We start from the raw sequence: 16324 nt of genomic DNA, 5'->3' as shown, positions 1-16324 counted from the left end.
AAAAATGCACACCGAAGTATTAAATATAAGCAAGAACGATTGTACTGTTTGCCTGGTAGATATGTGCCTGTCATTCAATCCATTTGTTGAACATTTAAAGGAGCGCGTAATTACCGAAAAAACCCTCAAAACCGAGTTTTACAAATACGTACTCAATAAGTTTGAAACAGATACCTGTATTGACCTGGAACTAAACCCGGAGCATGCAGAGACGTACCGTGAAATGCTGGAACTTATTTATAGCATACTCACACCGCCCATACTCAATGAAAAAGAATTTTACTGGGCGTTAAGCACTCCTATACCAGATAAAATCTTTTTCAGTAGCGAAGCGTTCTTTAATTTTCATTCCAGTCATTATTCTGGTATATATGCGGAAAATATACCTGATACGGAAATGTTTATGCAACGCCAGAGAAGGTTTGTTTATAACCTGATATTGGAGCGGATGTATGGCTTCAGTACGGTACTTAAAAACGAACTGTTGTACAGTTATATAGATCCGGAAACAAACCTTACGCGCTATTACAGTATTTTCACCAATGCACAGTTCGTAAACATTATAGCAAAAGGTGATTTACCTGTGCTGAACTTTGAAACTATAGAGCCCTACCTCAATGATTTTGAAGGAATAGAGACATTGGAGCGTATTTTACCACTATCGAATTTTATGTTCCAGGGTTTTACTGTAATTACTTTAACAGATGTTACTCTTCCACATGCCATGGAAAGTATCAGGAATGAGTTGGTTAATCATTCTACCAATAATGAGACAGAACAATATGAGCATATTATCCAGTCGTTAAAAACACTGGCCGAAGATCCATCGATTGAGTTTGGGTTAATGCCATTTTTAACGGTTAATAATAAGCCGGTATTTGACAATGATGAATGTTCACAAAGTATTTTAATTGCGTCAGCAAAGCAATACAGCCTGGGCGAAGAAGCTTTCGATTCTATCGCCGGCGATTATAACAGAAACCCCAAGCCGATATTTTTTAATACCATCAGTGATGAAAAGGTATCAAAATTTCCGTTCCTTAAAGTGTTAAAACAGGCCGGCGTTAAATCGTACGGAATTTTCCCGGTTTATTACAATAAAAAAAATGTAGGTATAATGGAAGTTTACTCGTATAAAGAAATAAGCTTTTACGAAAAACTGCTCTCCAAATTACAAACAGCTATTCCGTTAATTGCCCAGTTACTGCAAAACAGTATCGACCGGTTTGATGAACGTATAGAGAAAGTTATTAAGAACAAATTTACCTCGCTGCAGCCATCTGTTCAATGGAAATTTAATGAGGTAGCCTGGACATATCTTACAAAATGGGAAAAAAAGCGCAAGAACCAGGAGATAGAGACCGTGGTTTTTGATAATGTTTACCCGTTGTTTGGAGCAATAGATATCCGCAACTCCACTATCGAGCGCAATACTGCTTTACAGGATGACCTTGAAGCTCTGCTTGCCCTTATTATGAAAACTTTAAAGGCATTAAAAAAGAATATTCACTTAAGCCTTATTGATAACCTGGTATTTAAATGCGAGGACTGGCAGCAAAAGGTAAGTGGTTTTATCACTACCAATGATGAGCTTACGCTGGATAGCTTTCTGCGTGATGAATTGAGCCCATTCTTAAACCACTTCAGGCAAAACTATCCGGAAGAGAAAGCGGTGATTGATAAATATTTCGATGCCTTGTCTGAAGAGACCGGCCTGTCATTCGCCAACCGCCGCAACCTGGAAAACTCCATGCAACTTATCAATACCAGCATTAACCATTACCTGGAGGTAGCCCAGGATGAGGTACAAGAGTCATTCCCCTGCTATTTTGAAAAATTCAGGACCGATGGGGTAGAATATGATATCTACATTGGCCAATCTATAGCGCCCACCCGGGTTTTTGATTTGCTATACCTTAAAAATATCCGCCTTTGGCAATTGCGGTCGATGGCTGAAATTGCCAAGCTTACCAATAGCTTAGCCGATCAGATTTCACGCCCGCTGCAAACTACACAGCTGATATTTATACATTCAAACGCTATAGACATTAGTTTCAGGAATGATGAAAGGCGTTTTGATGTAGAGGGGGCTTATAATATCAGGTACGAAGTTGTAAAAAAACGTATCGATAAGGTTTTGATTGCAGGTACCGTTGAACGGCTTACCCAGCCTGGTAAAATAGCCATGGTATATTTTAACCAAAACGAAGCGGCTGAATACCAGGAATACATCAAATACCTGCAGGAACGCCATATACTCGCCAATGACCTGGAATACCTTGAGCTGGAAGAATTGCAGGGTGTTACCGGCCTAAAAGCCTTAAGGGTAGGTGTTAATTATGAATTTAAATCATAAAAATAAAACTATTTTAAGTTAAAACTATTGTGTAATATGCATGATATAGTCGGTTAGCTTTGAAACACAAATACCTTAATATAAAACCTTTTAAAGCGTTATTCCCGTTTTTATTAGGGGTAATTTTTTTTGATGCCAGCCGCGTAAATGCACAATCAACAGGCGATAGTATAAAACTCGCCATCGAGCCCCAATACAATAATGTAAGCGGCACCCATCGTTTTTTCCTTGGAGAGAATTACCGAAAACTTTGGGCGGCCCCTGTAAAGCTCAGCATCTTTCATATATCAACCGAAAAGGGAGGCTTAAAGATCCTGCAAAGGGGCGGTGGCCAGCAAACCAAATCCCTTCGCCTGCAGGACCAAACAGGGCAGCAATGGGTATTGCGAACTATCCAAAAATACCCTGAAAAAGGTTTACCGCCCAATTTACGCCCTACTGTGACAAAGGATATTTTGCAGGACCAGGTATCAGCTGCCCACCCGTTTTCGGCATTAACTGTACCGCCACTGGCGTCGGCATTGGGTATACCGCATTCTAATCCAAAAATTGTTTATGTACCGGATGATCCGGCTTTGGGCGAATACCGTAAAGATTTTGCCAACCAGGTTTTCCTGTTTGAAGAACGTGAGCCGCTGGATGCTGAAAAAACCGATAATACCGAAAAAGTACAGCGAAAGCTCCGGGATGATAACGACAACCGCGTTGATGAAAAAACAGTACTACGGGCCCGCCTGCTGGATATGCTATTGGGCGATTGGGATCGACACGAAGATCAATGGCGCTGGGAAAAACTGGACGGCAAACACGAAACCATCTATGAACCTATTCCCCGTGATCGTGACCAGGTTTATTATAAAACCTCGGGGTTGTTCCCCTGGATAGTTGCGCATCAATGGCTAAAATCAAAGTTCCAGGGGTATAGCGGGGAGATAAGAGATATCAACGGATGGAATTTTAATGCCCGCTATTTTGACCGGTACTTTTTGAATGCGCTAAGCGAAGAAGACTGGAAAGAGCAGATAGCTTTTGTACAAAACAAACTAACCGACGACGTGATTAAACGCGCGGTTAAGCTGATGCCCGATACCATCTACAAACTTTCGGGACCAGAGATCATCGAAAAGATGATTGCCCGAAGGAATATACTGGATAAACAGGCGCTGGAATACTATCGTTTCATCTCCAAAGAAGTAGAGATCCCTGCCAGCGATAAAACCGACAAGTTTACCCTAAGTAACCAGGCAGGCGGCAATCTTACTCTAACAGTAAATAAAATAAAAAAAGATGGAAGTGTTGATAAGGTAACCTACCAGCGCACCTTTAAACCGGATGTGACAAAGGAGGTAAGACTGTATGGCTTTGCAGGCGATGACCAGTTTTCGGTAACAGGTACCCAACCATCACCCATAACGGTACGTATGGTTGGCGGCGATGGTGTAGACAGTTTTTACGTTGATAAAAACCTGCACAATAAAGGCAAGCTCTTTTTATACGACCGATCTGATCAGCAGAATAAATTGCCGCCATCAACAGACGTAAAAATCCGTACCTCAACAGATACTGCCGTAAATCAATACAATAAACAAAGTTTTAAATTCGACCGGTTTGAGCCTATCGTGCTGGCTAATTACAGCACAGACCTTGGGATATCACTCATCGCTGGCTTTTCTTTCGAAAAACATGGTTTCCGCAAAGAGCCATATGCTTTCAGGGAAGAGTTTCTTGTTAGCTATAATTTGTCAAGAAGATCGTTCTTACTAACTTATACCGCCGACTGGAAGAAAGCCATTGGTAACAATGATATCGGTATCAACATCCTTTCAAGGGGACCAAATAACCTAAGCAATTTCTTCGGTATAGGTAATAATACTGTTTTCGAAAATAAAGACGATAAGAAGATTAGTTATTATCGAAACAAATATGATTACATCACTGCCGATGTCTCTTTAAAACAAACTCAGGGCAGCTGGCACTTCAGCGAAGGAGTGGCAGGGCAATATTACAATAGTAAATCATCCAACAATACCAATAGGTTTTTAGGTGATTACAGCCAGGTAAATCCCGGTGAAAATGTGTTCGGAACAAAGTTTTACACCGGGATATTGGCCAACGCACAGCTGGATACACGTAACAAAGCAACCATTCCTACAAAAGGAATCTATTGGAATACCACAATAAGCGGCTTTACCGGTTTAAGCAGCAAAAGTCATAATACTTACGGACAAATACTCTCCGAGTTTAGTTTTTACCTGAATCCTGACAAGGATTCGATACTGGTTATTGCCAACAGAACAGGTTTAGGTACAACAATAGGCGATGCTGCCTATTTTCAGCAAATGAAGCTGGGCGGCGCTCAAAACTTCAGGGGCTTTCATACCAACAGGTTTACCGGTAAGTCTATTGCTTACAATAACCTCGAACTCCGCCTAAAGGTGCTCGATTTTGCATCCTACCTGCTACCCGGCTCAATAGGCGTTATCGGCTTTAACGATGTAGGCCGTGTTTGGGCGCCAGGCGAAAAATCAGACCAATGGCACGATGGCTATGGTGGTGGTATTTACATTATCCCCGCGCAACTGGTTTTAATTGAGGCTGTGATGGGCTTTTCAAAAGAAGGATCACTACCTTATATTTCTATAGGGTTGAGGTTTTAAGTCTCACCAATCATCCACTTCAAAGGAAGCCTTGGAGAGCGCAGGCTGACGCTACAGCAGCAATATATCTATCTGGTGCGCATGCACCATATTCACTATCGGCGACCATGCAAAAACAGTAAATCTCCCATCCTGCGAGGCTACCAGTGCAATAGCATCCTTTTGATCGAACACAAATTGCGCCGCCGATAAATGCCGTGTACCGCCGTTTTGTGCCGGGTGAATTACTTTGGTTGAGCAGCCTACAACCGGCTCGGTAACAATAATTTCCTCCACGCGTGTGCTTTTTGATGAGCGGCCGATTTTGGCGCCAAAAGCAAGCAATTCGTGCTTGTCGTTAATTACTGTGGCGCCATCTATGGATGTTAGGCCGCCAATAGTATCAACAGCGCGACGCAGTTTTTCCTGCCACGAAGTATGATATTTTTCGATGCCCTCGTGTATCATCAGATCTGTAAGACCCGAGAAGGCCGGAGAAACAGGGTAAGAGATAGGAGAGATGATAGATTCTGTCCAGTCGTCATTATCAGATGGTACAACCAGCAGTATTCCACCGCGTTTATGGGCCTGCATAGATGCGGCTAACTGTACCAGCACATTCACCGGATCATTCCAGGAAGATGGCAGGGTAAAATCAAGCATAGAAGTAAGGATGGTGGGGCAATCAGATAGGGTAGAGCCCTGTTCATCAACTACTTTAATATCATCGCCTTTTAAAATGGCAATGTTCACAAACTTACCAAAACCATCCACACGGCGATGTTTTACCACAAGCAGCCCGGGTTCTATCACCTCCAGCACAAAACAATAGGCAGGTATGGCAAGTGTAGTGCCCCATACATAAAGTTCGCCATCCTCTATCCAAACACCCAGGTGGATACCTGGCTGCTGAACGGCCGAAGCGAACTTGGTGAGGATATTTGGTGCAAGTTTTATTTTATGGCCAAACAAAAGCGGTTGCCCGGCACTCTCCGGCGGTAAAAAAGCCAAAGTAAATTTAGGCGAATAACCTTCTTCACGACGCAGGCTGGCCCAAAAAGAGATATCGATGATAGCCTCAATTGTTGGGATATCAGGAGTAGGAGCAGCAAGGTCGGCCTCATTTTCTGCATTTACCATAGAATGGAAATGTTTAAAATGCCGTTCTAATGACGGGGCTACAACACGGGCAGCTTTATAGGTTGGTTCAGAGGTAATACTCCTTGATTCCATGTTTTATAAGATGATTCCAGGCCGGTACAGCCGGTTAACAGATTGTTTTACCAAAAATAGGCGTTCTTTATCGCCATCACAAACAAATGCCTCAAAATTGCAATTAGCCGATAATTGGGCAACATGCTGATTAAATTATATGTTTATTTTTGAAAATATTTTAAATACTCATCCAGCATAAATGTTTGATACATTATTACAATACGTAGCAGATTACTCATCATTAAATTTGTCTGATGAAGAAATTGAAGTAATAAAACAATCCTTTAAGTTCAAAAAGCTGCGTAAAAGGCAATACCTTTTGCAGGAAGGCGATACGAGTAAATATATCTCATTTGTAACCAAAGGGGCCTTAAGGCAATATACGGTTGATGATAAAGGTCATGAGCATATTGTGCGTTTTGGTATAGAGCGCTGGTGGATGGGCGATTATGAAGGTTTTATGACGAATACTCCCAGCCGATATAATATTGACGCTATAGATGATTCAGAACTGTTGCAAATATCCTACCGGCAGCTGGAGGATCTGAAAAAGACAGTCCCTGCTATTGAAGCCATGTTAAAAAAGATAGATCAGCGCAGTTACATTTCGCACCAAAGAAGAATCCACTCCTCCATAAGCAATACCGCCGAAGATCGTTATATAGAACTCATGAACACCTATCCCGAATTTTTGCAGCGCTTCCCTCAAAATATGATCGCATCGTACCTGGGCATATCGCCAGAAACATTGAGCAGGATACGGAAGCAGATGGCCGGTAAATAATTTATTTTTACTTTTAGGCCATGGATAATGCTACCGTCCCCAACAGGTCGAAATTAAGATTTGCCTGCGGAGTTTTCTTCTTTATTTCGGGCTTTGGATATTCGTCATGGGCATCCCGCATACCATCTATTCAACAACAGCTTCATTTAAACGAGGCACAGTTAGGGGCGGTTTTGTTTGCTTTGCCAATAGGGCTAATGCTTACCATACCCATAACAGCAAAAATGCTGAAGCACTTTAGCAGCAAAAGTATTATGCTTACTGGCGCCATTGCTTTTAATTTATTACTATGTGTGCCCGGCTTTACCACCTATGTGTGGCAATTGGTAATACTGCTTTTTTTCTTTGGCTCTGCGCGTAACATATATAACCTGTCAACAAATTCGCAGGCAGTGAGTATCCAGGCTTTTTATCCCAAATCTATCATGGTAACCTTTCATGGCATCTGGAGTATTGCCGGTTTTGCTGGTGCGGCTGTTGGATACATAATGGTATCCTATAATGTAGCGGCATCCTGGCACCTGTTAACGGTGGGTATTGCCATGCTGATTACAACGGCCATTTTTTACCCGCACATTTATTATGAAAAACCAGTGGTTACAGCAAATACATCGGGCTTTAAATTACCCGATAAGCATCTGATAAAATTTGCACTGATATGTTTTGCATCGATGGCCTGCGAAAATACCATGTACGATTGGAGTGGCATTTATTTTCAAAAGGTAGTTCATCCGTCTAAATCTGCTGCAACAGCGGCATTTGTAGTTTATATGATATCCATGACCATTGGAAGGTTTACCGGGGATAGACTGGTAGCCTCGGTAGGGATTAAAAAAGTACTTACACTCAATGGTATCCTGGTAACTGCAGGTTTATTGTTTTGTATTGTTTTGCCTTATACCTATACCACTTATATTGGTTATGCCATGGTAGGGTTGGGGGTATCATGTATTGTGCCCCTGGTATTCAGCATGGCGGGCAAATCGCAAAGTATGAATACCAGCCAGGCCCTTGCTGCAGTTTCAACTGTGGGCTACCTGGGTTTCCTGATTATACCACCGGCAGTAGGTTTTATAGCACAGGCAGCTGGTTTACGCTGGGCATTTGGAATAGTTGCAGGTTTTGGGGCATTGATTATTGTGATGGTATCTCAACTTAAAGAAAACGCGTAGCATATGCGCATCGCTTTGCATCTTTATGTAAAAACTTCTTAACTATATTTGGTATAACGTTCTTCGTCTGAAAAAAAAATCCAATTATTCTTGACAAATATCAACGCTCTTTTTTGCCTTTTGTCATTTAGCAGCATTTTGCGTTGCCCCATCTTTGTTATGTAAATAATACACAACAAAATGAAAAAGATAGTTTTAATAACAGGAACAAGCACAGGGTTTGGTAAGTTAATGACCCAAACTTTAGCTAAAGAGGGTCATACTGTAATAGCTGCCATGCGTGGTACAGCCGGTAAAAATGAAGCCGTTGCCAAAGAACTGGCCGCAATACCTAATGTAGATGTTGTTGAGCTGGATGTAACCAGTGACGAATCTGTAAAAAATGCTTTTGCTCAGTCTTTGGCCAAACATGGCAGAATTGATGTATTGGTGAACAATGCAGGCATAACAGGTTACGGCTTAGCAGAAGCATATACTATTGAACAGGTAAAGAAAATGTTTGAAGTTAACTTTTATGGAGTTTTACGTACTTATGATGCCGTACTTCCTTCCATGCGGGCAAACAAAAATGGCCTTATCATTAATATTTCCACTGGTGCCAGCGGCTTCACACTGCCATTTATGGTGCCTTACATGGCCTCCAAATTCGCGATGGAGTCGTTAACAGAAGGTTTTAATCATGAATTGAAAACTTATGGGATAGAGAATGTGTCAATACAAAGCGGTGTTTACCCAACCGAAATGAATAATGGCACCAAAACAGGCTTGAACGCCGATAAGGAAGACATCATTGCCGCCTATGGACAAGATGCTGTCAATACATTCAATGCAATGGGTGGCGCTTTATTTGGCAAGATGGCCGATTACAAAATGGATCCGCAAACCATTGCAGATGGCGTGCTCGATCTTATTAACCTCAATAAAGGCCAACGCCCCTTGCGTTACCCATTGGACGCCGTTGCACAGGGCGCAGATCATGAATTTGTAAAATCACGTGCCGTGATCAAAGATAAATGGGCAAAGAATTACGGGTTTGCTTTATAAGTAATACCTTGGTGGCATAAAAACAAATAAACAGACCGTCATTGCGAGGTACGAAGCAATCCCCAACTATACAGATCTGATTTGCAAAGCTACTCTGTAAGGGCGGGGATTGCTTCACGCCTCGCAATGACACATGGATATGTTCTTCATCATTAGAAGTATAAAAACATTAATAAATCAAATTTAAACAGCTTCTAAGAGCCTTTAATTTATCTGCTATGGAATTATCGCTTCATATTATTCTGCAAAAGCCACCTGCCAATGTCGACTTTGGTCTGCAAAAAGGATCGGGCAGTACATATGAAACTGTACAAACGCAGCGATCCAACTCGGAAGACCTGCATTTTCATTTAGCCGTTAATATTAAAGGCGACAGGTTAAAAGACAGTTTGCCCAAATTCAGCAGCCCTTATGTACAAGGCCCATACCCAAGCAATTTTATTTATATAGATATAGGAACTTTGGCCGGGCAAATTGGCTCCTGGACAAGAAGGCTCAAAATACCACTAACCGGCATTACCTGGGATACTATTGATCAGCTTACTGCAGGCCCTAAATTAATCCTGGAAACAAAGGTACCAGGGACTGCAAAAGATGGAACACCAAATTGCGCAACTGTTAAGCCTTTTGACGGCTGGGAAATAAATCAGCATAATTAAATACATCTCACATAGTTAAAAACATAAACACCCATCATGGAAACTCAACAGGAAATAACAACAGAATTATTCATCAAAATGGCAATATCAAACTGGGAACTGCAAAATACCCGTTTAAATGCTTTGCTGGATAAACTTACTGACGACCAGCTTGCAGCCCAAACTGCGCCCGGTCGTAATACAGGTAATTACCTGCTGGGGCACCTGGCTGCAGTGAGTGATGGATTATTTACTTTTTTGGAGCTTGGCGATAGGCTTTATCCAGACCTGGACAAGATTTTTCTTAAAAATTCCGAGACATCCGGACTTGAACGACCATCGATAGGTGTAATCAAGGAATACTGGCATAATGTAAATACCGCACTCAAACAAAAATTTGATACCATGCAACCTGCAGAATGGTTTACTAAACACAGCGCGGTATCTGCAGAGGATTTCGTCAACGAACCTCATCGTAACAAACTGAATATCCTGATCAACAGAACAATTCACCAGGGGTATCATTTAGGGCAGATGATTTATTTGGCAGAGAAGTAAAGGGAGGGGTAAGTGTTAAGAATAAAGACAAGTCCAGGCTCAAGTATAAACCCGTTCGTTATTGTAAGGCATTGATTATCAATGTATTTTTTACACATAACCTCTTACCAGTCATTGGGAGTAACCACCAGGGGTAACCAGGAAAAAATAGTAAATGACATGAAAAAAAGCGCGTCATTGCGAGGTACGAAGCAATCCCAAACTATGCAGATCGGATATGCAAAGCTACTCTGTAGGTAGGGGATTGCTTCGTACCTCGCAATGACGATGTATAGAGCAATGTGTAAAATATATACTAATAATCAATAACTTACAAACACGTCATTATAAAGAGGTCGACGAAGGCAATGATTCTTAACTCCTACTTCTTGATTCTCCTCCCACCTCCTGACATTTAGATGATCTCAATTTTACAAAGCGATGGTACTATGGGTCAATAAACAGTTATATATTTGCTTAACGCTGTTAAATAATTTATCGCGTAAATAAAATGGCCAGTAAAGAACGTATTCAACGCTTAAAAGACGAAACCAGGATCAACATCCTGGATGCCGCGCTCCATATTGTAAAAGAGGAGGGATGGCAAGCTTTAAGTATGCGCAAAATTGCCGATGTAATAGAATATACGGCACCTATCATATACGAGTACTTTGCCAATAAAGAGGCTATCCTGCTTGAACTTGCCCGCAAAGGCTATCTTATTTTAGCGCAGGATTTGAGGGCTGCTCATGAAAAACATCGCTTACCAGAAAAACAACTGGAAGCCATGTGGCTGGCTTATTGGAACTTTGCCTTTGCCAACAAGGAGCTTTACCAGATCATGTTTGGGGTAACTACAAATTGTTGTTGCGAGGAGATCAATAAGCTCGAAGAATCAGTAATGCCATGGGACCTGTTCACCGATGTGATTGGAAAAGTAATGCATATTGATAACCCTGCTTCTGATATCATCTGTACTAAATATTACACCTTTTGGTCGGTTGTACATGGTTTGGTATCTATCAACCTGTTAAGCCGCGGTTCATCAGACGATATTAATCGCCAGGTACTAACGGATACCATTACTGGCATCATCAAATCCATTAAACCGGATTAATTTTTTAACATAATTTTAACATCGTTAAACCATTTAACACTGTTAAGTAAACAAAAACAAATAACATCATCATGGATCTTAACTTTTACATAACATTAATAAACAGCATAAAACTATCTGATGCTACTAAATCTGCAAAGCACCATTAGCACAGCTAATTTTTAATTATATGGTTATCATTTAACCTTATTGCACACATATAATAATAACAAGAAAACAATTAACTCAATATATAACAACCGGCCGCAAGGCTATTTTTCACAAATCATCTATCACTTTAAAATTAATCATCATGAAAAGTATCACATTAGCGCTCTTAGCACTTACATTATATGGTTGCTCGCCCAAGCCGCAAACGCAGCAGGCGCCACCTCCACCAGCATTACCTGTAGCAAGTATAACATCAGGCAATCAAACCACTTACCAGGAATATCCTGCATCTATAGAAGGCACTGTTAACGTAGAAGTAAGGCCGCAGGTAAGCGGTGCATTAGACAAAGTATTTGTTGACGAAGGCGCCTTTGTAAGCGCTGGTCAGCCTATATTTAAAATAAACGATCAGCCTTACCGCGCAGCATTAAACAACGCTTTAGCAAGTCTGCATGCTGCGGAAGCGGCCCAGGGAAATGCACAACTGGAAGTAGATAAATTAACTCCATTGGTTGAAAACAAAGTAGTTTCTGATTACCAGTTAAAAACAGCAAAGGCTGCTTTCCAGGTTGCTAAAGCCAATATCGAATCGGCTAAAGCAAATGTATCAACCGCACAAATCAATTTGGGTTATACCCTCATTAAAGCACCTGTTAGCGGTTATATAGGTCGTTTACTTAAAAAACAAGGAAGTTTAGTTACTCCGCAGGATGTTGAAGCATTAACACAGCTATCTGATGTACACGATGTGCATGTTTACTTCTCTTTAGGCGAAAAGGATTTTGTAAGTTTTAAAGAACAATATCCCGGCGAAACTTTGAAAGACAAGCTGAAACACTTACCATCAGTATCATTATTATTAGCTGATGGCAGCGAATACGCTAAACAAGGTAAAATAGATGTGATTGACGGCCAGTTTGATAAAAATACCGGCGCTATCACCATCAGGGCAAACTTTGCCAATCCGGATGGTTTACTACGTGCCGGCAACACCGGTAAAGTGCGCCTGAGCTTACACCATACCGATGCATTAATTGTACCGGAATCGGCGACTGTTGAAATGCAGGATAAAGTATTTGTTTTTGCCCTTGCAGATAGCAACAAGGTGAAAAAAGTACCTATCAATATCATAGGCAAAAGCGGCGAAAACTACCTGGTTAAAGATGGCCTTAAAGCCGGCGACCAAATTGTGTTAAGCGGTATGGACCACTTAGTTGAAGGTACAGTGATTGCACCTCAAAAAGCTGCCGATAAGGTTGCTGCTGTAGTTAATAAATAAGAATCAAGAGTTAGAATTTAGGTAAAAGGCGAAAGGCCAAAGGTGAAAGGTTTAATTGGTTGCCGTTTGTATTGTCCAATTACGAAACGATAAATGGTGTCTGATAAATCCGAAGTCGAAAATCCGAATTCCGAAATTAAAATCACAAAATCATGTTTCAAAAATTTATAGAAAGACCAGTACTCTCCACAGTGATCTCCATATTATTGGTGATAGTTGGTGTACTTGGTTTAACAAAACTGCCCTTAGAGCGATTCCCGGATATTGCCCCTCCGGCAGTATTGGTATCTGCTGTTTACCCGGGCGCTAATGCCGAAACTATTTTACGTTCTGTTACGCCTTCATTAGAAGAAGCGATTAACGGTGTGGAAAATATGACCTATATGACCTCAACCGCCAGTAACGACGGTTCGTTGGGTATCACCGTTTACTTTAAACAAGGTACCAACCCCGATCAGGCGGCGGTAAACGTTCAAAACCGTGTTTCACAGGCTACAAGCCAGTTACCTGCCGAAGTGGTGCAATATGGTATAACCACTACCAAGCAACAAAACAGCTTCATAGGTGCTATGGCTATCTATACCGAGGATCCAAAAAAATACGATCAGACCTTTGTGGCCAACTATGCACAGATCAATATTGTACCCGAAATTAAACGTATCACGGGTGTAGGTTCGGCCAGTATTTTTGGTGGTGTTAAGGATTACTCCATGCGTGTTTGGCTTAATCCAGCACAAATGGCAACTTATAAAGTTACACCCGCCGAAGTAATGGCAGCTATACAGGACAAAAATCTGGAAGCCGCACCTGGTAAATTTGGTGAGCGCAGTAACGAGGCTTTTGAATATGTAATTAAATATAAGGGTAAGCTTACCAAACCAGAGGAATATCAGAATATTGCTATCCGTGCAAATGCAGATGGTTCTGTATTACATTTAAAAGATGTAGCCCGTGTTGAACTGGGTGCCTATTCTTATAATAGCGTGAGTAACCTGAACGGGCACGACGGTATTATTATTGGTATCATACAATTGTCGGGCTCAAACGCCAACCAAATTCAGATTGAGATTGATAAGCTGATGCTAAAGTTATCAAAGGATTTTCCTGCCGGCATCAAATACAATCAGTTCTATCGCACCAAAACCGACCTTGATGAATCAATTAACCAGGTTGAGCATACACTGGTAGAGGCTTTTATACTGGTGTTTATAGTAGTATTTATCTTCTTGCAGGATTTCAGGTCTACCCTGATCCCGGCTATAGCAGTTCCGGTAGCCATTATCGGTACCTTCTTCTTCATGAACCTCTTTGGCTTCTCTGTTAACCTTTTAACCCTGTTTGCATTGGTGCTGGCCATAGGTATTGTGGTGGATGATGCTATTGTGGTGGTAGAGGCGGTGCATGCCAAAATGGAACACGACCCAAGCCTTACCCCAAAAGCAGCAACTACCGAGGCTATGCGCGAAATTACAGGCGCTATTATATCTATTACGCTGGTTATGGCAGCCGTATTTTTACCGGTAAGCTTCATGGTAGGTTCAACAGGTATATTTTACCGGCAGTTTGCGTTAACCATGGCTATAGCCATCATTATATCGGCTGTTAATGCTTTAACCTTAAGCCCTGCACTTGCCGCTTTGTTTTTAAAGAACAAACATAGTGCAGATGGTCATAATGAACCTAAAAAAGGGTTTTTAGAAAAATTTTATGCAGGCTTTAATGGTGGTTTTAATTATATGACCAACAGGTACGTTGGGGGCTTAAAGTTCCTGATCCGTAAAAAATGGTTGAGCATAGGCGGGCTTGTGTTGGTAGTAGCAGCTACAGTTTACCTGGTAAATAAAACAAAAACCGGCTTTATCCCTACCGAAGACCAGGGTTTTGTGGCCATAGCTGTTAATACACCATCCGGAACTTCGTTAAGTGGTACAAATAAAATTTTTAAACAGGCCGAAGATCAGCTGAAAACTTTACCATCAGCAAGGTTTGTTACCGCGTTATCTGGTTTTAACTTTTTAACACAATCCAGCAGTCCATCAGCCGGGGTAATTTTCCTGTTGCTAAAACCTAATGATGAAAGGGGCCCTGTTAAAAATATTGACGATATACAGAATATAGTAAGAGGGAAATTAGCTGGCATACCAGGTGGTACCTTCTTCGTATTCAGTTTTCCAACTGTTCCCGGGTTTAGTAACGTGGAAGCACTTGACGTGATGCTGCAGGATAAAACCAACGGCAAGCTGGATAAATTTAGCGGCGTTGCCAATAACTTTATAGGAAAGCTGATGCAGAAACCGGCTATCGCTTATGCCTTTACTTCTTATAAAGCAGATTATCCTCAGTTACAATTAGAAGTTGACGACGAAAAGGCTAACCAGTTGGGTGTAAATGTTAAAGACATTTTGCAAACTATGCAGGCTTACTTCGGTACTGCCCAGGCATCAGATTTTAACCGCTTTGGTAAATACTACCGCGTAGTAGTTCAGGCTGATATTGCGGATAGGACAGATCCTTCAGCAATTGACCGGGTGTTTGTTAAAAATAAAACCGGCGAAAACGTACCTATCAATACACTGGTTAAACTAACCCGTGTGTATGGTTCAGAAACCGCCTCACGTTACAACCTGTTCAACTCTATCGAGATCAACGCTATCCCAAAACCGGGTTATAGTTCCGGTGATGCCATTAAGGCCATCCAGGAAACAGCCAAGGAGCAATTACCGTCGGGTTTTGCCTACGAGTTTGCTGGCCAAACCCGCGAAGAAATTTCTTCGGGCGGGCAGTCGGCAGTTATATTTATGCTTTGTTTGATATTTGTATATTTCTTATTATCAGCACAGTATGAAAGTTATATATTACCATTGGCGGTAATCCTTTCAATCCCTACAGGTATATTGGGTGTGTTTGTGGTATTGGGTTTAACCGGTATCGAAAACAACATTTACGTACAGGTAGCCTTGATCATGCTCATCGGCTTGTTAGCCAAAAATGCTATCCTTATTGTAGAGTTCGCAGTACAGCGACGCAAGGCCGGGCATGGTTTGGTTGAATCGGCAATTGAAGCCGCCAGGCTGAGGATACGCCCGATCATCATGACTTCGCTGGCTTTCGTATTCGGTTTATTCCCGATGAGTATTGCAACCGGTCCATCTGCACAAGGTAACCACTCTATAAGTATTGGTGCTGCCGGCGGGATGGTATCAGGGGTGCTATTAGGTTTATTCATCATCCCGGTATTGTTTGTGATATTCCAGGGATTACAGGAACGAATTAGTGGTGTACCATTGGCTGTACTGAACAACGATGGATCAGGTCATAAAAAAGGGCATGCCATTGACGCTAAAAAATTGGAACTGCAGAATAATTAAGAATAGAATCAAGAGTAAAGAATCAAGA

11 protein-coding genes are annotated in these 16324 nt (G+C 41.5%); 10 read left to right on the top strand and 1 reads right to left on the bottom strand.

The window, feature by feature from the left end:
• Positions 1–4: 4 nt before the first annotated feature.
• Both AC1DO4_RS19215 and AC1DO4_RS19210 read left to right on the top strand, forming a co-directional pair.
• Complete coding sequence (locus AC1DO4_RS19215; protein WP_477418743.1) at positions 5–2356, top strand: GAF domain-containing protein; 2352 nt, start codon at positions 5–7, stop codon at positions 2354–2356.
• A gap of 59 nt (positions 2357–2415) precedes the next feature.
• Positions 2416–5013 (top strand): BamA/TamA family outer membrane protein, encoded by a 2598-nt coding sequence (locus AC1DO4_RS19210; protein ID WP_477418741.1) that lies wholly within the window; start codon positions 2416–2418, stop codon positions 5011–5013.
• A gap of 51 nt (positions 5014–5064) precedes the next feature.
• Here the strand turns inward: AC1DO4_RS19210 and AC1DO4_RS19205 are convergent, their stop codons facing one another.
• Positions 5065–6225: a putative sensor domain DACNV-containing protein gene (locus AC1DO4_RS19205; RefSeq protein ID WP_477407021.1), complete on the bottom strand. Its 1161-nt coding sequence runs from the start codon at positions 6223–6225 to the stop codon at positions 5065–5067.
• 181 nt (positions 6226–6406) lie between these two features.
• Between AC1DO4_RS19205 and AC1DO4_RS19200 the strand changes: the two genes are divergently transcribed.
• From AC1DO4_RS19200 to AC1DO4_RS19165, 8 genes are all read left to right on the top strand, one after another.
• Positions 6407–6991, top strand: a complete 585-nt coding sequence (locus AC1DO4_RS19200; RefSeq protein WP_477407019.1) for a Crp/Fnr family transcriptional regulator — start codon at positions 6407–6409, stop codon at positions 6989–6991.
• Positions 6992–7011: 20 nt separating this feature from the next.
• Complete coding sequence (locus tag AC1DO4_RS19195) at positions 7012–8163, top strand: MFS transporter (protein ID WP_477418739.1); 1152 nt, start codon at positions 7012–7014, stop codon at positions 8161–8163.
• 180 nt (positions 8164–8343) lie between these two features.
• Complete coding sequence (locus AC1DO4_RS19190) at positions 8344–9207, top strand: SDR family oxidoreductase (protein ID WP_477418737.1); 864 nt, start codon at positions 8344–8346, stop codon at positions 9205–9207.
• Between the two features lie 218 nt (positions 9208–9425).
• The gene (locus AC1DO4_RS19185; RefSeq protein ID WP_477418735.1) at positions 9426–9866 is read left to right on the top strand and encodes a DUF5990 family protein; all 441 of its coding nucleotides are present in this window, start codon (positions 9426–9428) and stop codon (positions 9864–9866) included.
• A 36-nt stretch (positions 9867–9902) separates the two neighbouring features.
• A complete protein-coding gene (locus tag AC1DO4_RS19180) occupies positions 9903–10403 on the top strand; it encodes a DinB family protein (RefSeq protein ID WP_477418733.1) in 501 nt (166 codons plus the stop codon).
• A gap of 490 nt (positions 10404–10893) precedes the next feature.
• Positions 10894–11499 (top strand): TetR/AcrR family transcriptional regulator, encoded by a 606-nt coding sequence (locus tag AC1DO4_RS19175; RefSeq protein WP_477418731.1) that lies wholly within the window; start codon positions 10894–10896, stop codon positions 11497–11499.
• Between the two features lie 292 nt (positions 11500–11791).
• Positions 11792–12928 (top strand): efflux RND transporter periplasmic adaptor subunit, encoded by a 1137-nt coding sequence (locus AC1DO4_RS19170; protein ID WP_477408539.1) that lies wholly within the window; start codon positions 11792–11794, stop codon positions 12926–12928.
• 152 nt (positions 12929–13080) lie between these two features.
• A complete protein-coding gene (locus tag AC1DO4_RS19165) occupies positions 13081–16296 on the top strand; it encodes an efflux RND transporter permease subunit (RefSeq protein WP_477418729.1) in 3216 nt (1071 codons plus the stop codon).
• Positions 16297–16324: the final 28 nt, after the last annotated feature.

This window comes from Mucilaginibacter sp. P5_A6, assembly GCF_056400585.1.
The sequence above is the reverse complement of the archived record's forward strand: the minus strand, read 5'-3'. Positions and strand labels throughout refer to the sequence as shown.